Annotated in this window: 20 protein-coding genes; 11 read left to right on the top strand and 9 right to left on the bottom strand. The window is 62.1% G+C overall.

All coding sequences use genetic code 11. From position 1 onward, the window contains the following. Nucleotides 1–3 precede the first annotated feature (3 nt). The gene (locus tag DDE76_RS04045; protein ID WP_157955654.1) at nucleotides 4–1,146 is read right to left on the bottom strand and encodes a DUF2336 domain-containing protein; all 1,143 of its coding nucleotides are present in this window, start codon (nucleotides 1,144–1,146) and stop codon (nucleotides 4–6) included. A 354-nt stretch (nucleotides 1,147–1,500) separates the two neighbouring features. Here DDE76_RS04045 and DDE76_RS04035 point away from each other — a divergent pair, with 354 nt between their 5' ends. Next, nucleotides 1,501–2,328 carry a hypothetical protein gene (locus tag DDE76_RS04035; RefSeq protein WP_157955653.1) on the top strand — a complete coding sequence of 276 codons (828 nt, stop codon included), beginning with the start codon at nucleotides 1,501–1,503 and terminating at the stop codon, nucleotides 2,326–2,328. 16 nt (nucleotides 2,329–2,344) lie between these two features. Then, nucleotides 2,345–3,541 (top strand): chromate efflux transporter, encoded by a 1,197-nt coding sequence (gene chrA / locus DDE76_RS04030; RefSeq protein ID WP_104891554.1) that lies wholly within the window; start codon nucleotides 2,345–2,347, stop codon nucleotides 3,539–3,541. A gap of 4 nt (nucleotides 3,542–3,545) precedes the next feature. Here chrA and DDE76_RS04025 read toward each other — a convergent pair whose 3' ends face one another. Genes DDE76_RS04025 through DDE76_RS04015 form a run of 3 tightly spaced genes read right to left on the bottom strand, consistent with a single transcriptional unit; the run spans nucleotide 3,546 to nucleotide 5,883 of the window. After that, nucleotides 3,546–4,253, bottom strand: coding sequence for an ABC transporter permease (locus DDE76_RS04025; RefSeq protein WP_104891553.1), 708 nt, complete (start codon nucleotides 4,251–4,253; stop codon nucleotides 3,546–3,548). Nucleotides 4,254–4,264: 11 nt separating this feature from the next. Then, entirely contained in the window at nucleotides 4,265–4,990 is a 726-nt protein-coding gene (locus tag DDE76_RS04020; RefSeq protein WP_104891552.1) for an ABC transporter permease family protein, read from the bottom strand. Continuing rightward, the gene (locus DDE76_RS04015; protein ID WP_104894707.1) at nucleotides 4,987–5,883 is read right to left on the bottom strand and encodes an ABC transporter ATP-binding protein; all 897 of its coding nucleotides are present in this window, start codon (nucleotides 5,881–5,883) and stop codon (nucleotides 4,987–4,989) included. The genes DDE76_RS04020 and DDE76_RS04015 overlap by 4 nt, the downstream gene beginning before the upstream one ends. 72 nt (nucleotides 5,884–5,955) lie before the next feature. Here DDE76_RS04015 and DDE76_RS04010 point away from each other — a divergent pair, with 72 nt between their 5' ends. Continuing rightward, nucleotides 5,956–6,648 (top strand): TetR/AcrR family transcriptional regulator, encoded by a 693-nt coding sequence (locus DDE76_RS04010; protein WP_104891551.1) that lies wholly within the window; start codon nucleotides 5,956–5,958, stop codon nucleotides 6,646–6,648. 54 nt (nucleotides 6,649–6,702) lie between these two features. After that, nucleotides 6,703–7,491, top strand: coding sequence for a hypothetical protein (locus tag DDE76_RS04005; protein WP_104891550.1), 789 nt, complete (start codon nucleotides 6,703–6,705; stop codon nucleotides 7,489–7,491). A 19-nt stretch (nucleotides 7,492–7,510) separates the two neighbouring features. On the opposite strand, the gene DDE76_RS04000 is transcribed toward DDE76_RS04005, so the two are convergent. The 5 genes from DDE76_RS04000 to DDE76_RS03980 all read right to left on the bottom strand — a co-directional run bounded on the left by DDE76_RS04000 (nucleotide 7,511) and on the right by DDE76_RS03980 (nucleotide 11,757). Continuing rightward, a complete protein-coding gene (locus tag DDE76_RS04000; protein ID WP_104891549.1) occupies nucleotides 7,511–8,083 on the bottom strand; it encodes an NUDIX hydrolase in 573 nt (190 codons plus the stop codon). Further along, nucleotides 8,080–8,373 (bottom strand): hypothetical protein, encoded by a 294-nt coding sequence (locus tag DDE76_RS03995; RefSeq protein ID WP_245891793.1) that lies wholly within the window; start codon nucleotides 8,371–8,373, stop codon nucleotides 8,080–8,082. Before DDE76_RS03995 ends, DDE76_RS04000 begins: the two co-directional genes overlap by 4 nt. Nucleotides 8,374–8,375: 2 nt before the next feature. Beyond that, complete coding sequence (locus DDE76_RS03990; protein WP_157955652.1) at nucleotides 8,376–8,921, bottom strand: DUF1254 domain-containing protein; 546 nt, start codon at nucleotides 8,919–8,921, stop codon at nucleotides 8,376–8,378. Then, nucleotides 8,918–9,493 carry a DUF1214 domain-containing protein gene (locus DDE76_RS03985; protein ID WP_104891546.1) on the bottom strand — a complete coding sequence of 192 codons (576 nt, stop codon included), beginning with the start codon at nucleotides 9,491–9,493 and terminating at the stop codon, nucleotides 8,918–8,920. Before DDE76_RS03985 ends, DDE76_RS03990 begins: the two co-directional genes overlap by 4 nt. 104 nt (nucleotides 9,494–9,597) lie before the next feature. Further along, on the bottom strand, nucleotides 9,598–11,757 hold the full coding sequence (locus DDE76_RS03980) for a transglycosylase domain-containing protein (protein WP_104891545.1): 2,160 nt from the start codon (nucleotides 11,755–11,757) through the stop codon (nucleotides 9,598–9,600). A 134-nt stretch (nucleotides 11,758–11,891) separates the two neighbouring features. On the opposite strand from DDE76_RS03980, the gene DDE76_RS03975 reads away from it, so the two are divergent. The 7 genes from DDE76_RS03975 to DDE76_RS03945 all read left to right on the top strand — a co-directional run bounded on the left by DDE76_RS03975 (nucleotide 11,892) and on the right by DDE76_RS03945 (nucleotide 19,060). Further along, on the top strand, nucleotides 11,892–12,347 hold the full coding sequence (locus tag DDE76_RS03975; protein ID WP_104891544.1) for a YcgN family cysteine cluster protein: 456 nt from the start codon (nucleotides 11,892–11,894) through the stop codon (nucleotides 12,345–12,347). 76 nt (nucleotides 12,348–12,423) lie between these two features. Continuing rightward, nucleotides 12,424–13,062 carry a diguanylate cyclase domain-containing protein gene (locus DDE76_RS03970; protein WP_104891543.1) on the top strand — a complete coding sequence of 213 codons (639 nt, stop codon included), beginning with the start codon at nucleotides 12,424–12,426 and terminating at the stop codon, nucleotides 13,060–13,062. Between the two features lie 91 nt (nucleotides 13,063–13,153). Then, complete coding sequence (locus DDE76_RS03965) at nucleotides 13,154–14,413, top strand: Hsp70 family protein (protein ID WP_104891542.1); 1,260 nt, start codon at nucleotides 13,154–13,156, stop codon at nucleotides 14,411–14,413. 68 nt (nucleotides 14,414–14,481) lie between these two features. Next, nucleotides 14,482–15,702, top strand: coding sequence for a DUF2254 domain-containing protein (locus tag DDE76_RS03960; RefSeq protein WP_104891541.1), 1,221 nt, complete (start codon nucleotides 14,482–14,484; stop codon nucleotides 15,700–15,702). Nucleotides 15,703–15,836: 134 nt separating this feature from the next. Further along, nucleotides 15,837–16,280, top strand: a complete 444-nt coding sequence (locus DDE76_RS03955; RefSeq protein WP_104891540.1) for a hypothetical protein — start codon at nucleotides 15,837–15,839, stop codon at nucleotides 16,278–16,280. 4 nt (nucleotides 16,281–16,284) lie between these two features. Then, nucleotides 16,285–17,535 (top strand): DNA-packaging protein, encoded by a 1,251-nt coding sequence (locus DDE76_RS03950; RefSeq protein ID WP_104891539.1) that lies wholly within the window; start codon nucleotides 16,285–16,287, stop codon nucleotides 17,533–17,535. 358 nt (nucleotides 17,536–17,893) lie between these two features. Then, entirely contained in the window at nucleotides 17,894–19,060 is a 1,167-nt protein-coding gene (locus DDE76_RS03945) for a phage portal protein (RefSeq protein WP_104891538.1), read from the top strand. Nucleotide 19,061: the final 1 nt, after the last annotated feature.

Raw genomic sequence — 19,061 nt, 5'->3', positions numbered from 1 at the left:
AGCTCAGCTCGCGCGGCGCACGCCGATCTTGGCCAGGGCCTCGATGGCCTGGTCAACCACGGGGTTGTGCGCCGGGGCAAGCGATGCCGTGCGCCGGCTGGCCTGAGTGAACGGCTGGTGTTGCGGCTTGGAAAGCTCAAGCAGGTTCACTTCGCCACGCCATGCACTCATCAGATAGGCCATGGACTCGGGTGAGACTGCCCCGAACAGAGTGGCAAAATCCGCCAGCGCGCGGGAGCGTTCGCTGTCATGACTGGTCGCGTGGATCAGTACCTTGAGACCGTCATAGGCCGTGGAGCCAAAGGCCCTAAGGATCACGAAAAGCGAGGCCCCCGTCACATCATGCGCGATCTGGCCGCACCGGACTTCATCCAGCCCGGTAATCTGCGCAAGCAGGCGCGTGACTTCGGGACGACGATTCTCTGAAAAGAGCTTCATCAGGGCCTTGGTCAATTCCCCCGTGGCAACCGAGAGCTGCTCGATCGTGCGTGAAATCGGCGCTGTGGGTGTGGTGCGATTGGCAAAGGCCTGAATGACCTTGACGCGATGCTCGTCCGAAAGATCGAAAAATGCCGGCGCCAGCAAGGCCGCGTCGAAGTCGTCGCGCTTGCCTAGTGCTTCGGCGACCAGATGATCCATCTGGGCCGAGCGGGCCAGCGCGCTGAGATAGGCGCCGCGTGGCACGATGTGGGTGTTGGCCGCCAAGGCACGATAGACCTTGCGCGAATTCATCTGGAAAAGCTTGGCAAGCACCACATTGCTGAGGTCGGCACGGGCAGCCAGCGTAGCGCAGGCCGGCACGTCATATCGCGCAATTGTATCCAACATGGTTTGGTCGGAGAGTTCGACTGCCCCTTCAAGGAAGGGGATGAGGTCTTCGCCAATATTTTCCACCACCAAGCGCTCAAGGGCTGGGGAAAGCATTTCGGCCCGCCCCAGGATGGCCGCCCCTTTGGCGCGAGCCTGGGGGCCGGCGATTGGGAACAGTCGTCCCGCCAGTGCCTCGAACTGTTCCATTTCGGGAACAGTGGGCTTGCCGCGCCGCGCATAGGCGTCGCATGCCGCGATCAGCAAGGTGTTTGTGCGATCGACACCACCGGTTTCGATCAGCAACTGAAAGGTCTCGTAGGGCTGAAATCCAAGCATATCCGGCGGAACCATCGACTCATTTATGCATCCGATTTGATGCAAGGCAGACTCTTGCCGTCAATTCGTTAGCAGACTGTTAACCTTGACGATCTCTTAATGCGTATCAGCGCGAGGGGCGTCGCGCCGGGACGAGACTACTCAACTCGCTGCCCCCACTAGGGACGGGGGAGCGGCGCAGCATGGAGGCCAGCTTGGGTCAGCTGATAAAGTTCGAGAGGCGGAAGACATCCGCCGGCGCTGGGAAACAGATTTCCGGCGACGCCCAGATCCTGATTTTTACCGGGGTGCGTTATGAACGCGGGACGCCGCCACCACCAACCAATCACAGCGACAACAGGCGCAAGCGCAAGCGTGTCTGAACGCCATCGCGGCCTATTGTTCCGCACTTTCGCATTGATCACCCTAGCTGCGTTGGCGGCGGGCTGCGTGGCCCGACCGGTCGGCGATTTCGGCCGTGCGCAGCCCAGTGTGCTGCACGACCAGGTCATGCCCTATGCTGGCGAGCTGATCGCGACCAATCGCGGGGAGCCGGTTTCCAACCTCAACCAGACCGACCAGGAACGCGAGATGCACGATCGCACCTGGCGCTTCCTGATTGCAGCGCATAGCCGCGACTGGATGTTTGATTCTTCAGTAGAACTGCAGCGCACCCGGATCGGACCGGCGCGCGATTACCGCTACGGCGTTGAGCGCTACTACAATTGGCTGCGAACGACGCAATATCGCTCCTCGCCAACGCGCTACAATACGGTCGGCCGGCACATTCTGGCCGATATCGACACGCTGCCCAAGACTTTCCAGTCGATCTGCGCCGTTCAGGAGGTGGATCGGCAGCGGCGCGTGGCTTTGGCCGAACTGAGCGGGATCGAGGATAGCGTGGCCGGCAATGTCGCGGCGCGGCACACCGAAAACCAGTGGCATGTCGACTGGTTCGTCCGGGCGCTCAATTATCGCTACGAAAGCTACTCCTACGCGCTCGATCACCTCCTCGTGGAAACGCCCCACGAACAGTCGATGAGCGTCGACGAGAATTTGCGCCGCATGCGCCCTTGGGTCGATCGAGCCAATCGCGGTGACTTCTGTTCGTCCAATTCGGGGAGTGGCAGCGGGCACGGTGTCACCATACCGTCGCGCTTCCAAACCATGGTCCATGATCAGGAAATTGTGCCGCAGAAATAGCGGGGCCGGAGGGTGAGTGACTGAAGCGAAGAATAGACCGCAGGGTACGCCTGGGGAGGTCTTTGGGGCCTTTCTGAAGCTGGGGTTGACCAGTTTTGGCGGGCCGATTGCCCATCTGGGCTATTTCCGCGACGAACTGGTGACGCGCCGCCGCTGGATCGACGAGGCCGGCTATGCGGATCTGGTCGCGCTTTGCCAGTTTCTGCCGGGGCCGGCATCGAGCCAGGTCGGGTTTGCTCTTGGGTTGATGCGGGCCGGCCCTCTCGGGGCATTGGCGGCCTGGACAGCCTTTACACTGCCTTCGGCGCTATTGCTGCTGGCCTTTGCACTCGGTGCTGCAGCGCTGGACGGCCCAATGGCCCAGGGCGCGCTGCATGGGCTCAAGCTGGTGGCCGTGGCCATTGTGGCGCAGGCCGTGCTGGGCATGGCAAGAAACCTGACGCCGGATCGGGAACGGGCACTGATTGCAGTGCTGGCCGTCGGGCTGGTTGCGGTGGTTGGTGGAGCGCTGGGGCAGGTGGGTGCAATCCTGCTTGGCAGTGCCTTAGGGCTCTGGCTTTGCCGCGGGGGCGATGCCGCTCTGTCGCCACATAGCTTTCCCGGGTCCCGCCGGATCGGCATTGGATTCCTTGTAGCATTTGCTGTCCTGCTGGTTGTCTTGCCGCTATTCGCCGGCATGGGGCAGGGGATTGCGTTGTTTGATGCCTTCTACCGCGCTGGTGCGCTTGTGTTCGGCGGCGGGCATGTGGTGCTGCCGCTGCTGGAGGCCGAGGTAGTGACGCGCGGCTGGGTGTCGGCCGACGACTTTTTGGCAGGTTACGGGGCCACCCAGGCCATGCCAGGGCCGCTCTTTACCTTTGCGGCCTATCTCGGCGCGGTGAGCGGCGTTGAACCCAATGGGATTTGGGGCAGCGCCATCGCGCTGGTTGCCGTCTTTTTGCCGGGCATGCTGCTATTGCTCGGGGCACTGCCCTTCTGGGACATGCTAAGGCGCTGGCCGATGGCGCAGGCGGGAATGCGTGGGGCTAATGCGGCGGTGGTCGGCATTCTGGGCGCCGCGCTCTACGATCCGGTCTTTGTCAGTGCCGTGCTGCAACCCCTCGACTTCACCCTGGCCCTGGCTGGCTTTGTGGCGCTGGTTGCCTGGAAGGCGCCACCCTGGCTGGTCGTGCTCTCCCTTGGAGTGGCGGGTGCCGTGACGGGAGTGCTCTAGGGAATTACTGCGCCTGGCGGCGCAGGTAGAGCCATGCGGCGTGGGCGACGAGGGCCCCAAAGAACAGCAGGCCACCGAACGACCATGCGTAACCGGCGGCTTCCTGACTGGCGATGAAAGCCTCGATGCCGTTGAGGGACCAGCTTGCGGGCGTCAACCAAAGTACCGGCCGATACCAGGCGTCCTGGGGGATGAAGAGCCCGACCGTGGCGATGGCGGTGTAGAGATTGAGGATCTTGAACAGCCCCAAAGCCTTTACCTTGTCGCGCGAAATGGCGGGCACGAGCAGCGTCACCCAGGCGACAGACATGGACAGCGTCAACACCGGCAATAGCCAGTGATGGAACGGCAGGTCGATGGCCTGGGCACTGTAGATGAACGCAAATGCATAGATCAGCACAAAGGCGGTGGGCAGGGCGACACGCGCGCAGAGGACAGCCATCGCCGAGGCCGGACTGACCAGCAGAGCCTGGTTCACCCCGCTATCCATTTCGTCGACGATGAGCATGGCGAACAGATAGCCCATGCCGGGCATGTAGCAGAGCAGCAGCAGGAGCTGGGTGTTGTGCCACCATTCGGGATAAAGCCCCATATGCCGCAGTGTGGCCGCCGCTACGGCCAGCACCAGCAGCATGACCACGATGTTGACCATGACGCTGTCCCGGGTGATCGAGACGATGTCGTGGCGGATGACGTTGAGGACGCGCTTCATCGCTGGGCTCCCTACTCCTCGACGCGGCCGAGTTCGGACGTATAGGTGACCACGCACCAGCGGAAAAAGACCGCGATCATCAGGGTCATATAGGCAAAGGCATAGATGATATCGGCCGAACTGACCGCAGCCGGATCTGCCGCCCAAAGCATGGCGCGCAGCATGGCGTGACCCGGATTGATGGCGAACAGCAACCACTGCCAGAAACCGGTGATGACACCGAAATGGGCCAGCAGTGGCAGGAACAGGATGATGGTGATCGGCATGGCGCGGGCGATGAAATGGTTCATCGACTTGGCCCTGGCGACGATCAGGAAACCGCCCAGTACCCCGACGGCGCCGGTGAAGATCAGAACCAGCGTAAATCGCAGAACCATATCGATTGGCGGAACCCAGAATGCCACGGCGACCAGAAACAGGCTGCCGGCAATGGCCAGCAGGGTCAGCGTGACAACCTTGGCCAGAATATAGTCCCGCACTGGCGCCGGGGAGACCGAGAGGGCGGACAGCGTGTTCTGGCTGCGCTCCATCAGAACAATGGAGCCAACAAAACTGGCGCCCACAATCGCCGGGTCAAAGAACAGCACCAGGGTGAAAATTGTCGGCGGCGCATCGGGCGGCAGCAACTTGAGGAAGATGGCAAATGCCAGTGTGGTCAGCACGGTGAAGAGATAGATGTTCTCCCGCACCTGTAATTGCGCATCCCACAGGACGAGACGCCAAAGGGTCGAGCTCATGCCGCCGCTCCTGCTTCGGCTGCATCGAGGCGATGCCCGGTGACATTGGTAAAGACCTGATCAAGGCTCGCCTCCTGGGAATGGATGCGGTCGACCCGGCCGGTGCGGAGCAGGGCCAGGAACTCGGCATTGTCGCCCAACCCATCGAGCGAAAAGTCCTGCGCTGTGCCATCCGGTGTACCGACCCGGACGATGCGTCTGCCATGAGCTGATTTGAGGGCGTCGGGTGTGTCGAGAGCGGCGAAGCGCCCATCGACCATGAAGGAAATGCGATCACAGAGCTGATCGACATCGTTCATATTATGTGTGGTGAGCACGATCGTTTTGCCCGCCCGGGCGAGGTCGGCGATCAGTGATTTGACGATGCCCGCATTGACGGGGTCTAGGCCGGCAGTTGGTTCGTCGAGGAAAATCAGTTCGGGGTCATGCTGCAGGGCACGCACGAAGTTGAGCCGCATGCGCATGCCCTTGGAGAAGGTCTCGACCTTCTTGTCGAGATAGGCTTCCAGCCCCACCAACGCCAGCATATCCGCCGGTGGGCGGCTGGGGCGGGCATAGAGCGAGGCGAAGAAGGTCAAATTCTCGCGGGCAGTGAATTTGAGATAATGATTGGGCAGCTCGAACCCCACGCCAATGCGCTCGAAATAGTCCGAGCCCCAAGCGCCGAGTGGCTTGCCCATGATAGTCACCTGACCGCCAAAGCTGCGTTGCTGTCGGGTAAGCACCTTTTGCGTGGTGCTCTTGCCGGCGCCGGATGGACCGAGCAGGCCGAATACTTCGCCGCGCCGAACGGCGAAGTTGACGCCTGCAACGGCAGGGCGAGCCTGGCCCGCGTAGCGATAGTTGAGATCGGTCACCGAGATGATGTCGTCAGCGATTTTGGCCACTGCCATGACCGGCTCCTTGACTTGACTGGCGCAGTGCAGCATAAACAGACCGACGGTCGGTTTGCAAGGAGAATTGGATTGGCGCGGAGCTATCTCAGCGCGGACGAGCGGCGCGAACAGATCCTGGATTGTGCGCAGAACCTGTTTTTCACCAAGGGTTTCGAGGCGACGACAGTTCAAGACCTGATGCTTGCTGCCGGGGTGTCAAAGGGCGGTTTCTATCACCATTTTGCGGCCAAGGAGGATGTGCTGGAAGCCGTGAGCCAGCGCCTTGCGGGCGTGTCCACGCAGCTCATCAAGGAGGTAATGGATGTCCCCGGTCTGACCGCCTTCGAACGGCTCAACCAGTCCCTGCGGGCGTTGCGCCGGTTCAAGGCGGAGCATGCCGAGGGTATTCTGGCGGCCTTCGCGGCGCTGCTGCGCCCGGAAAACATGACGCTCTATCATCGGATCAACCGCGTCAATATTGAAGCTGTACTGCCCCTGTTTGCCGAGATCATCGCAGCGGGGCGGGACGATGGCAGCTTTGACGTGCCCGACGCTCACCTGGCAGCGCAGGCCATATTGGCGCTGGGCAGCATGACCCACGACGCCGTGGCCAGGGCGATCACCAGCAAGGGGACCGGCGATGCACGGGCGGCCAATGCCGCGTTGAGTGCGGCGCTGGACTGGCAGGGTGTGGTGATTGACCGGGTTCTAGGTCTGCCTGATGGCAGCATCCAGTTTGTCGAGCCGGGATTTGTCGACGCGCTCTTGCCGGCGGAGGACTAGACAGCGGCAACCGGCAGGGCCAGCATTGCACTGCGACGGTTTATTGGGGGCGACATGATCGAGGTGGTGCTTGGTGCAACTCTGCATGATCCGGTCGGTCGAACTGCTGATGCGATAACGCGGCTGACAGCGGATTTGCAGGCGGTGTTCCCCACCATCGCGCTCAATGTCTCTGATCTCACACGGCCCGAAGTGGTGGATGCCGCCGCTGCTCTGGGCGCGACGATCACTCGCCATGTGAGCAATGAAGCCCATATCGGTCGGTTTCGGCGCGATGCAGTTGTACAAGCGGCTGATGGCCGCCACGTCCTTTATGCCGATTTTGACCATTTGCTACGCTGGGTAGAACTTGGTCGGGATGATCTGAATCGGGCGTTGGCGACCGAGCCCGACGCGGATCTTCTGGTGGTCGGGCGCTCCGAGTGCGCGCTTGCGCAAGAGCCTCGTCGGCTGCGGGAGACCGAACGACTGGTCAATCACACCCACCAACTGCTTACCGGAGAGAATTGGGACCTGATGTTCGCCATCAGGCGTCTTTCACCAGCGGCGGTGCAATTGATCGCGACTGAGAGCCGGATCGACAGTCTCGCCAATGATGTCGAATGGCCTCTGCTGGCCAGGCGCGCAGGGCTCACGCTGGGTTATGTCGAATCTGATGCGCTGTACTACCGAACTGTCCACGAGTTTGGGGCCGAACAAGACAGCGGCGACGAGGATCCTTTGCAGTGGATCCGACGCCTGGAATTTGCGGCACTGCATGCTGGAGCCATGCGGGAATTTCTGGACCGCGAGGCGAACCGTACGCGGCGTGGCTGCCCGGAGATTTCATTACCGGCTGGATAGCCGAGCCGTTACATAAGCATCAGCCCGGCGCGGCAAGTGTGCGCAGTCGATCGGCGGCCTTGGGTGCGAATTCGTCCAGCATTGCCACATCCTGCCACTGCGCGGCATGGACCTCTTCGAGCTGGGCGACCAGGGGCAGGGCCGGGTCTGCAAGGAAGAGATACTGCAGATCGTGGTGGATGTGCGGCGGCTCGTTGCGCGAAGCCTTGCCTGGCACGTCATGGCTGTCGATGGCGAAGGGCAGGTCGCTTTGGCTGTGCCAGGGGTGCAGGGTCAGGCCGGTGACGCCGGTCTCTTCCTCGGCCTCGCGCATGGCGGAGTGGTGAAAGGCCGGCGCGTCCTCATAATGCCCGCCCGGCTGCAGCCAGCGGCCGATCGTGATGTGGTCGATCAGCAAAGTCTGGCGGTGGTCGGGCGAGAGGATAATGGCGCTGGTTGTCACGTGGCCGGGATAGGTGGTGCGCAAATCAAGCCGATGGCCCTGTTCGATCTGCCAGCGGAGCAAAGCGAGATGTTCGCCAGGTGCAGCGACTTCCGAGAGGTAGCGAGCCACCGTGGCGGCAAGCAGGTTATCAAAGGCTTGCGGCGTCATGGATCTGTGTAGACCAGCTCATAGACGTAGGACTTGTCGCCCTTCTTGCTGACCCATTCGCCAGCGGGTGGTCCGTCCGGTGACTGGTCCCCGGGCAGGACATGCCACGGTCGGCCTGAGAGTCTATTGTTCTCATCGTCCCAGGCGATCCAGCCCAGCTCTGGTCGAAATTCGATCCACAGGTCACGATCCGACCTCCTGAAACCGGGCCGTCCATCTTCCCGTGTTGCGCGCATGAATTTGTAGATCAGGTCGTCGCTGCGCCTGCGCAGCTCAAAATAGTCGCCCATCATCATGCCCTTGGCCCACACGTAATTTCGGACAGTTCCTGCTCGAAGCGGGTACGCATTGCCTCATGGGGCGCGGACAGGCGAACGAGCACAAAGAGCTGGTTGGCTGGTGCCTCAACGATGAGCAGCCCTTCGGCAATATCGATCTGCTGCTGGGCCAGCAGGCGCGTCTGCGCGGCATTGAATATGCCCATATCGACCGTCTGGCCGATACCGTCGCGATTGGTCGTGGAATAGATGACGATGCCGTTCTGGTCATAGACGGCAACCGACCAGAAGGCGTCGGGCAGCACGCCATTGAGATAGGCCGGGCCTTCGCTGAGGTTGATCTGGCACAGCCCATAGCTCAACTCGGGATCCAGATGCAGCGGATTGGGATCGCCCTGTGCCACGCGGTCGAGCACCAGCATGCGATTGCTTGCGTCAAGCGCACTGATGCGGGACCAGGTGGTTTCCTCGGCCAGAAGCGGCAGGGTCAGAATGGCAGTGATATGGATGATGCCACCCAAGATCAGCCCGCCGATCAGCCAGAGCAAGGTCCGGGTCACGGGCACTCCTCCAGGGTGATGGAGGGCATGGTCGTATCTGAGGAGGCAAAGCTGGACAGAGCCCGGGTGTCGTAGAGCGTCAGGACGAGTTGGAACGCCCCGCTGCCGGCCAGTTCGAGCCAATTACCCGGTCGCAATTGCGTGCCGACATGAAGCCGCATTTCACCATCCGGCTGGCGCATGATTTCATTAGAGCGCAAGGTTGTCTCCGTGCCGGGGGCGGCGAGGTTGACCCATTCGCTATCAACTGCGGAAAGTGTCCAGAAGGTCGAGACTGGAACATGCCCAGCGATCACATAGGAGCAGGCCAGATCGAGTGGCGCGCCATCGCTGTCGGTGGTGGCAAGGAATTCCAGGCCCTCGCTTTGTCCAAGCTGTAGCGCCGCCTCCCGGGTGATGTGACCGCGCGTATAGGGATTGGGGGCTGGAGAGCCAACATCTGGCCAGGCTGTCCAGGGTCCCAGAGACACGGCCCCAAACAGGCGTCCATCGGTGAGAGCATAGTAGCTCAGTCCAAAGCCGACAGCCAGGGCAATGCAGATGGCGGTGAGGAGGCGCAAAATGAAACGCACGGGTCAGCTCGTCTGCATTTGTGGCATGGTTGGCCGGGCCGCTGCGTAAAGGGTCGGCAAGGCTTGTAGCAATGCAATAGCCGGTGCGGAAGGCGTTTGTGACGTCAAAGGCCGGTCGGCCCTGATCCGGGTGCCTGTGCGGTGTCACGGATCGGCGCGGCGCTCGCGCCGGCCGCTTCCAGGCGATCCGCCAGATCGAGCAATTTGCGGGCGGCGGCCGGCTTGAGGCTGGGCGGACGCTCAGCCACTTCTTCGACCTGTTCCAGATCTGTATCGGCGACAATGGCCTGCGGTGGATCGAAATCGACGCCGAAGACCGGCATGACTTCGATATTGGTGTGGGCAAAGGCCATGAATTTCTGCCATGCCGTGGCGGGCAGGGAGCCGCCTGTGAGATTGTTGGTCGGCCTGTAGTCGTCATTGCCGAACCAAACAGCAGCCACGTAATTGCCGGTGAAGCCGCAAAACCAGGCATCGCGATAAGACGTGGTGGTGCCGGTCTTACCCAATGCAGGCACGCCATCCACAGCGGCACGCCGCCCTGTCCCACCAGTGACCACCGTATGCATCATTTGGTTCATATAGGACACCGTCTGCTCAGAGAGCACGCGTTCGCGCGGTGCATCCGCATCGCGTTCCCAGACGAGCTGGTCATTGAGCGTCGTCATGCGGGTCAGGCCATAGGCCTGGGTCTTGTAGCCGCGATTGGCAAAGACAGCATAGGAGCTGGTCATGTCCAGCACCGAAACGGAGGCCACCCCGAGCGCCAGTGAGCGCGTAACGGGGTATTCCTGCCGCAGCCCCATGCGATAGCTGAGTTGGGCGATTGCATCGCGCCCGGTCTTGATCGAGAGGGTGACGGGCACGGTGTTGATCGACGCGGCAAAGGCGCTGAGCAGGGTTGTCTGGCCTCGATAGGAACGGCCGTAATTCTGCGGGCACCAGTCACCAATGCAGACCGGGCGGTCCGAAATCGTGTCGCTGGGTGTCAGGCCTAGCTGCTCAAAGGCCTCCGCATAGACGAACGGCTTGTAGGATGAACCGGGCTGGCGGGTGGAGACGATGGCGCGGTTGAACTGACTCTTGGCGTAGTCCGTGCCGCCCACCATGGCGCGGATGGCCCCCTGGGTGTCGGTAACAACCATGGCGCCCTGTTCGACCCGATATTGCTCGCCCTGTTCGCGGATGACCGAGGTAATGGCTTCCTCGGCATAGGATTGCAGCGTCGTATCGATCGTGGTGCGGACGATGAAGTTATTGCCCGGCGCATTGGTGGATTCGATGATCGCCTTGGCTTCCTCGAAAGCCCAGTCGAGGAAATAGTTGGGAGAGTTGATATCGTCGCTGCGGTCAATGGCAGCGGCCGGATGCCGGCGCGCTGCCGTCACCTGGCCCTCGGTGAGAAAGCCGGACGCGACCAGATTTGTCAGCACCAGATTGGCGCGGCCGCGCGCGGCAGCCAGATCAACATGGGGCGCGTAATTGCCTGGCGCCTTGAACATGCCGGCAAGCATGGCAGCCTCGGCCAGGCTGATATCTTGCACGCGCTTGCCGAAATAGAATTCAGCGGCGGCGGTCACCCCATAATTGCCGCCACCCATATAGGCGCGGTCGAAATAGAGCTTGAGGATCTGATCCTTGGAGTAGTTCCATTCAAGCCACACCGACAAGAAGGCTTCGACGATCTTGCGCTCCAGCGTGCGCTCTGAGGAAAGGAACAGGTTCTTGGCAAGCTGCTGGGTGATCGAGGACCCGCCCTGGGTGCCGCGATCGCCCTGCGCATTGCTCATCAGGGCACGCAGCGTGCCTACGACGTCGATGCCGAAATGCTCGTAAAAGCGCCGGTCCTCGGTGGCCAGGGTCGCCTTGAGCAGATAGTCGGGCATCTGGTCGAGCGCGACGCTATCATCCGAGCGGATGCCGCGTCGGCCGATCTCATTGCCGAATCGATCCATGAACACGACCGAATAATCCTCGGCCTTGTTGAAGGCGCCGCGGTCGATGATATCGAAGGCGGGCAAAGCGAGGGCAGTCATCAAAACAGCGCCAATCGCGCCGAAACTGAAGGCATCGGACAGAATTTCGACGAAGAAGCGCCTTATGCCCGAAACGTGAAAGCGGGACATGAAGTCCTGGTAGCGGGTGTAGCCACGGCCCAGGGTCTGCCAGAATTCATAGAGCGAGGAATCGAGCCAGGCGTCGGCCGCCAACATGCCGGCTTTTGGCTTGCGCTTCTTTTCCTTGGTGTAGAATGGATCCTGCACTTTGCACCCCAACGCCCCGTTATGGGGAGGATTGTCCGCAAAACCCGGACAAGGCAACGCAATCGCTGGAATATGATTGCATTGGCCTGCCCGCAAGCGCAAACCGGCAACAACATGAATGGCAAACGGTAAATATGGCCTTCTGGGAAGAAAAGTCGCTCGAGCAGATGTCTCCAACCGAATGGGAAGCCCTGTGCGACGGCTGCGGGCGGTGCTGCCTGATCAAGCTTGAGGATGAGGATAGCGGCGCGCTCATCACCTCGGATGTGCGTTGCAAACTGCTCGATGGAGACACTTGCGCCTGTACAAACTATCCCCGGCGCAAGGAAATCGTGCCAGACTGCATCAAGCTGACGCCGGAGAACGTGCGGGAAATTCCCTGGATCCCTACCACCTGCGCCTATCGCCGTCTGGCCGAGGGCAAGGGCCTGGCCTGGTGGCATCCGCTGGTCTCGGGCGACCCGCAAACCGTGGTGGATGTGGGCGTTTCGGTCAAAGGGCGAACGTTTCTGGAGACGGAAATTAATCCTGAGGACTGGGAAGAACATGCGGTGGACTGGCCCGAATGGGAGCCGCCGGAAAGCCTTTGATGTGAAGTGCTTACCTGCTGTTAACCATAAGTGTGGCCTGATTGGCCCAATCGGGTAATGGCCCAGGACAGGCTAGATGAACAGAGTGACCATGAGCGGCAGTGAAGGGCTTTGGGCGCGCATTCGTACAGCGCTGGCGCGTGGCAACGAAGCGCAGGAGCCGGCCTATGGCCACGCCGCTATCGCCCGCAATCCCAACAAGAAACCCCGTCTGGCGCAGCGCATCGACGAAGAACTGCGGCGCGGCTGGAGCTATTGCGCAGAACGCAACGTGTCGCTGTGTGTTCTGGCCCTCGAAATCGATGGCTATGCCGAATACTTCGCCACATATGGCCGCGAAGCAGTTGAAGACAGCTTTGATTCCCTCGAATCGATCATTGGCGCGCAATTGAGCCGCGAGACCGAGATTTGCCTGCGCAGCGGACAGACCGGCTTTGTGCTGGTGCTGCCCGACATGCCGGCGCTGATGGCCCGGGATCTGGCCAGCCGGATTGCCGCCGCTTTGCGCCGTGAGGGCATTCCCAATCGCGAAAGCCATGCCGGCCAGGTGACGCTGAGCACCGGAATCGCCGTGGTCAATCCGCATGGGAAACTGGATCGCGCCGTGCTCAATGCCGCCTCGCAGGCGGTCAAGAAAGCTCAGCGGCGCGGGTTGGCGCGACTGGAAGTCATGGACCTGCGCGGTCGCGACGACAAACGGCGTCACGCCGCCTGATACCTCACGGTTGCCAGGTGAACGGGCAGCCTTTATGAGACCCGTCCCCGCGCGGTAGGCGCGACCTCTCCTTTGTTGCGGACGGCGCGCCATGACCCATTCCTGTGGCCTGGATTTCGGCACATCCAATTCGACGCTGGGGCAGATCGATGCCCATGGCCAACCCGCCCTTGTAGCGCTGGAAGGTAACGAGCGGACGCTGCCCAGCGTGCTGTTCTTCAGCTTTGAGGATGACCAGCTCTATTACGGGCGGGCGGCTGTGGCTGAGTATGTCAGCGGTGCCGACGGCCGGTTAATGCGCTCGCTCAAAAGCGTCCTGGGGACGGCACTTTTCGCCGATACAACCCGTGTCAAGAAGCGGCGCCTCGGCTTTGGCGAGATCATTGGTACCTATGTCGGGGAACTCAAACGGCGCGCCGAGGCCGCACTGGGTCAGGACCTGACCAGCGTTGTGATGGGGCGCCCGGTGCATTTCGTGGACGACGACCCGGTGGCTGATCGGGAAGCGCAGGGCCAGCTTGAGGCCGCAGTGCGGGCGCAGGGTTTTGACGAGATTGCATTCCAGTTCGAACCGATTGCCGCGGCGCTCGACTATGAGCGGCAGGTCACCGGCGAACGCATTGCCTTGATCGTCGATCTGGGCGGCGGCACATCGGACTTCTCCCTGGTGCGCGTGTCGCCGGATCGTGCCGGCCGTGCGGACCGGAGCGACGATATTCTGGCAACGGCCGGCGTGCATATCGGCGGAACGGATTTTGACCGGCTGCTGGCTATGAGCCGGGTGATGCCCGAGCTTGGCCTTGGCTCGCGGACCCTCGACGGCAAGCGGCACCTGCCGGTGGCGCCCTATGTGGATCTCTCCACCTGGCACCGCATCAATCGGTTGTACGACGCCAAGGCGCAGCGCGATCTGCGCTCGACGATCCGCGAGGCCCAGGAGGCGGAGAAGGTCAGGACCTTCGTGATGCTGGTGGAAGAACGGTTGGGTCACCGCCTGATCGGCGCCGTGGAAGACGCCAAAATTGCACTTTCCGATCAGAAGACAGTGGCTTTTGTGTTCAACGTACGGGATCGTCAAATTGCGACCGAAATGACAAGCCAGCAGCTTGCCGCAGCGCTGGCGCCGTCCATCGAAAGACTCGAGAGCACAATCGGCGAGACGCTGCGCGCGGCGGGAGTTGCTGCAGCGCAGGTAGACAGCCTGATCCTGACTGGTGGCTCTACGCTGGTCCCAGCAGTCGCTGGACGGCTGAGTGCACTGTTTCCCGACGCCGAAATTGTCCGCACCGATGTGCTGGGCAGCGTCGGGCTTGGCCTTGCCCTTGAGGCACGGCGCATTTTTGGACCCTGATTCCGCCGATGAGCGGCTGGGCGCAACCAATTCTAGCGGATAAGACTTATCTGACGAGGGGGTAGTCCATGAGTCAGTTCGCTTTCAAGGTCCGGCAGATTGCCCAGCGCATGTGGTTTTTGCCGGCCGCATTCTCTTTGGTTGCCGTGCTGACACTGCTTATCGCCTTTGGCATGGCGCGGTTGATACCCGACGGCCTGCCATTCACCCTGTCATCCGAAGCCGTTGAGTCGATCCTGACCGTTTTGGCATCCAGCCTGCTGACGGTCGCCGTGTTTGCGCTTTCCACTATTGTCAGCGCGCTCTCCAGCGCATCTCAGCAGACAACGCCCCGGGCAGTGCCGCTGATCGTCGGGGATCGCAGCGCACAGACCTCGATTTCGGTGTTTATCGGCGCCTTCCTGTTCTCGATCGTCGGGATCATCGGACTATCGGCCGGGATTTACAGCGAGGCCGGACGGTTGCTGCTGTTCGTGGTGACCTTGGCAGTTGTCGTGCTGGTGGTTGCGGCCTTGATCCGCTGGATTGGCCAGATTTCCGCCATTGGCCGCGTCGCTGCAACCTTGGACCGGGCCGGAGAGGCGGCTGAGCGTGCCTTTCGGACTGTGCCAGGCAAGGGGCTGCTGGGCTGCCGCGAACTTTCGGGTGAGCCCTCGGGTGATCCCATCTATTCGCGCAAGACCGGTTATGTGCAGCACATCGACATTGGACGCCTGCAGGACTGCGCCGATGAGCAGGAGCTGCTGATTACCATTACCGCGCGGCCGGGTGCCTATGCGGCACCGGATCGGCCACTGGTAATGGTGGCCGGCGCAGTGGACGAAGCCCTCGCCGAGAAACTGGCCGGCGCCTTCACCATCGGCGCGACGCGGACGTTCGATAGCGATCCGCGCTTCGGTCTGATCGTGCTGTCTGAAATTGCCGGCAAGGCGCTGTCACCCGGTATCAATGATCCGGGCACGGCAATCGCTGTGGTGGGCACGATCGTGCGCGTGCTGACGGAGCGGCCCGAAGAGGACAGCGAGCTCAAATATGAGCGGGTGCTGGTGGCCGGGCTCGACCCAGATGATCTGATGGCGGACGCGTTCCGGCCCATTGCCCGTGATGGAGCCGGGAGCATAGAGGTGATGCTGCGCATGATAGCGGGCCTGAAAACCCTTGCCCGCTGCCGCCCGGAGCTGGAAGGCGCTGCCAAGGGGATGATCGTCGATGCGGTGGAACGCGGCCTGACGGCCATGAGCGCAAAGAGCGACCAAGCGGCGCTCGAGGCAGCGGCGAAGCTGGAGTAGAGGGCTCGCGTCCCAATGGCTGCCTACGAGAAATTTGTAAAAGATATCCCCGCGTGACGCCGGTCTGTTAGTGTTCAGGCATGGTCGGAAAATTGGGTCAAACGGACCCCACGGCCTGAACGGAAATTCCTGACATGGATGAACTTGACCCTGAGCGGGACCGCGATGGCTTGGCGGTACCGTGGGAAGAAGTGCGGCGCGACTATGAGTTGGGCCGCTTGACCCGCAATGGCATTGCCCACCGCTACCGCTTGCGGCGGGGGCAACTGGATGTGCGCGCCCGGACGCACAAATGGGTGCGCCCCGGGAGCAAGCGGGCGCTCGACCGCCAATTGCTGATTGCGCGGTTGCTGGGGCTGTTGGAACGGCAGATGGATCTGGTGGAGGAAGATATGGACAAGGGCACACGGGTGGACAGCAAGGTGCTCAATGACCTGGTCCGCGATCTGGACAAACTCATCACCATGGAACGAGCAGAAGGACATACCGAGGGGACAATCACTGACCCAGGTGAGGCCTCCGAAATGCGCCGCAAACTCGAGGCGCGCATCAACGCCATCACAAAGGGGCTGACCTGACACGATGTCGACACTGCGCGCGAGCCTGCTGCGCGAAGAGGCATTGCTGCCGGAAGACGAAGTCAGCCGCTTGATGTTCAACTGGTCAGTCTGGGCAATGCCGCATCAATTGCCGCCTGACGGTGACTGGACAACGTGGCTGTTGCTGGGGGGACGCGGCGCCGGCAAGACGAGGGCCGGGGCAGAATGGGTGAGAATGCTGGCCGAGAAGGGCATCGGCCCGATTGCTCTGGTGGGTGAGACCATGACTGAAGCCGAGATGGTGATGGTCAAGGGAGAAAGCGGCATTCTGCGGATATCGCCGCCCTGGATGGCACCAAGGCTGACCGGCAGTGTGCTGATCTGGCCCAATGGCGTGGAAGCCCATCTGCTGCCGGCATCCGACCCGGAGCGGTTTCGCGGGCCGCAATTTGCTGCTGCCTGGTGCGATGAGACGGCCAAATGGCGCAAGGCCGAAGCCGCTTTCGACATGCTGCAATTCGGCCTGCGGCTAGGCGAGCGGCCACGGCAATTGGTAACGACGACGCCGCGCGCCACCAAGCTGATGAAACGCCTGATGGCGGACGATCAGTCCGTGATCAGCCGTGCAAAGTCCAAGGTAAACAAGCATTTGGCCGATGCCTTCTTCAGGGCTGTGGTCGAGCGCTATCGTGACTCGGTTCTTGGACGGCAGGAACTGGATGGCGAGCTGATCGAGGATCGGCCTGACGCGCTCTGGCAGCGGTCGATGTTCCGGGCGCCTGACGGCGTGGTGGATGGCCGGATTGTCGTGGCGGTCGATCCGCCGGTGACGGGCACCGAGCGCTCGGACGCCTGCGGCATTGTGGTGGCTGGACGAGCGGGCGAGGGGGCCGTGGTGCTCGAAGATGCAACACTGCAGGGCATGCGCCCCGATATCTGGGCAGCGCGGGCAGTGGCGGCTTATCGGGCGCATGAGGCCGATTGCATCGTGGTTGAGGTCAACCAGGGCGGCGACCTCGTCGAGGAGATGCTCAAACAGGTCGATCGGTCGGTGCCCATTCGCAAGGTGCGTGCCAACCGCGGCAAATGGGTGCGTGCCGAGCCGGTGGCGGCACTCTATGCGCGGGGGCTGGTGCGCCATGTGGCGGGGCTGACGGCGCTGGAGGACGAGCTTTGTGCCTTTGGGCCAGATGGCAAGGCCGAGGGCCATTCGCCGGATCGGGTGGACGCGCTGGTCTGGGCGATGACGGAACTGGTGCTCAATGAGACGAGGCCGCGGGTGAGGGGCTTGTAGCCGCGCCGAAGACAAAATCGCTCCAGTGGAGCGATTTTAGGCGGCAAGGCCATGAGAGCTTGGAGCGTCCCTGCGGGCAATTCGTGCCGGTGGCACGAATTGAGCGAACAAGGCTCGAATGGCGGGGCAACAAGGTCTACCCCCACCTAATCTCCCCCTGAAGTAGGGGGAGGGACCTATCGAGTTTGCTGCATTGCCGGTGGCCACCGCAGCGCCAGCACTCCACCCTTGATCCCTCCCCACAGGGGGGAGGCAGACGATGAACACAGGCGCCGCATCCTGCGCCTCCCTCCTCTTGATGGGGACGTATTGAGGGTGGGGTGACTTCCTGTCGGGGTCGAATTCAAAGGAACTAAATATGCCAAACCTGCTGAACCGCCTGTTCGGCGGCCGGACGAATGCGCCCAATGAAGCCAAGTCCTTTGCCGGGCACACCATGATGACGCTGAGCCAGCTGGGACCGGCGCAGTGGAGCGGGCGGGGTTATGCGAGCCTGGTCAACCAGGGCTTCATGCGCAATCCGGTGGTCTATCGCTGCGTCCGGCTGATTGCCGAAGCGGCCAACCGGGTGCCGCTGACGGTCAAGGTCGACGGTCAGGCGGTGAGTGAGCATCCGCTTTTGGGGCTGCTCACAAGGCCCAATGGGCGGCAATCGGGCGCGGAAATGCTTGAGGCGGTTTATGCCTATCTGCAGACGGCCGGGAACGCCTATCTGCAGGCCGGGATCGTCGATGGTGTGGTACGGACGCTGTTCGTGTTGCGCCCCGACCGAATGAGTGTCGTCGCCGGGCGCGATGGCTGGCCAGTGGCCTATGACTACAAGGCTGGAGGCAGGGCGACGCGGATTGCGCAGGACAGTGTTCCGGTGCCGGGCGTGCTGCATATGGCGTTGTTCCATCCGCTCGATGACCACTATGGCATGGGGCCGCTGGAGGCGGCGCAGACCAGCCTCGATATTCACAATGCCTCGGCCCAGTGGAACAAGGCGCTGCTCGACAATGCGGCGCGGCCGAGCGGCGCGCTGGTCTATTCGGCGGGGGCGGGAAGCCTTACCGAAGAGCAGTTCAACCGGCTCAAGGAAGAAATGGAGACCCATTTTGCGGGGGCAGCCAATGCCGGGCGGCCCATGGTGCTCGATGGCGGGCTCGACTGGAAAACCATCGCCCTGAGCCCACGCGACATGGATTTCATCGAGGCCCGGCACGCCGCGGCGCGGGATATTGCGCTGGCCTTCGGCGTGCCGCCCATGCTGCTCGGGATACCGGGCGACAATACCTATGCGAACCTGGCCGAAGCCAACAAGGCGCTGTGGCGCCAGACGCTCGTGCCGCTGGTGGTGCGGGTCGCCCAGGAACTGAGCGAATGGCTGGGGCCGGCGTTTGAAGGCGCTCAGGTGGTGCCCGATTTCGAGAGCGTCGAGGCGCTAGCCGAAGACCGCGCGGCGCTGTGGGCGCGGGTCGGGGCGGCGGGGTTTTTGAGTGATGCCGAAAAGCGGGAGCTGACCGGGGTGGGTGTGGAGGCGTAAG

It is taken from the genome of Devosia indica, assembly GCF_003056405.1.
GTDB lineage: Bacteria > Pseudomonadota > Alphaproteobacteria > Rhizobiales > Devosiaceae > Devosia > Devosia indica.
This window is presented reverse-complemented; position numbering and strand designations above follow the sequence as displayed.

Bases quoted from the DNA above. Each gene is read 5' to 3' on its own strand.
- DDE76_RS04045 (WP_157955654.1), bottom strand. From the start codon at position 1,146: ATGCTTGGATTTCAGCCCTACGAGACCTTTCAGTTGCTGATCGAAACC.
- DDE76_RS04025 (WP_104891553.1), bottom strand. From the start codon at position 4,253: ATGAAGCGCGTCCTCAACGTCATCCGCCACGACATCGTCTCGATCACC.
- DDE76_RS04020 (WP_104891552.1), bottom strand. From the start codon at position 4,990: ATGAGCTCGACCCTTTGGCGTCTCGTCCTGTGGGATGCGCAATTACAG.
- DDE76_RS04015 (WP_104894707.1), bottom strand. From the start codon at position 5,883: ATGGCAGTGGCCAAAATCGCTGACGACATCATCTCGGTGACCGATCTC.
- DDE76_RS04005 (WP_104891550.1), top strand. From the start codon at position 6,703: ATGATCGAGGTGGTGCTTGGTGCAACTCTGCATGATCCGGTCGGTCGA.
- DDE76_RS04000 (WP_104891549.1), bottom strand. From the start codon at position 8,083: ATGACGCCGCAAGCCTTTGATAACCTGCTTGCCGCCACGGTGGCTCGC.
- DDE76_RS03995 (WP_245891793.1), bottom strand. From the start codon at position 8,373: ATGGGCGACTATTTTGAGCTGCGCAGGCGCAGCGACGACCTGATCTAC.
- DDE76_RS03975 (WP_104891544.1), top strand. From the start codon at position 11,892: ATGGCCTTCTGGGAAGAAAAGTCGCTCGAGCAGATGTCTCCAACCGAA.
- DDE76_RS03970 (WP_104891543.1), top strand. From the start codon at position 12,424: ATGAACAGAGTGACCATGAGCGGCAGTGAAGGGCTTTGGGCGCGCATT.
- DDE76_RS03965 (WP_104891542.1), top strand. From the start codon at position 13,154: ATGACCCATTCCTGTGGCCTGGATTTCGGCACATCCAATTCGACGCTG.
- DDE76_RS03960 (WP_104891541.1), top strand. From the start codon at position 14,482: ATGAGTCAGTTCGCTTTCAAGGTCCGGCAGATTGCCCAGCGCATGTGG.
- DDE76_RS03955 (WP_104891540.1), top strand. From the start codon at position 15,837: ATGGATGAACTTGACCCTGAGCGGGACCGCGATGGCTTGGCGGTACCG.
- DDE76_RS03950 (WP_104891539.1), top strand. From the start codon at position 16,285: ATGTCGACACTGCGCGCGAGCCTGCTGCGCGAAGAGGCATTGCTGCCG.
- DDE76_RS03945 (WP_104891538.1), top strand. From the start codon at position 17,894: ATGCCAAACCTGCTGAACCGCCTGTTCGGCGGCCGGACGAATGCGCCC.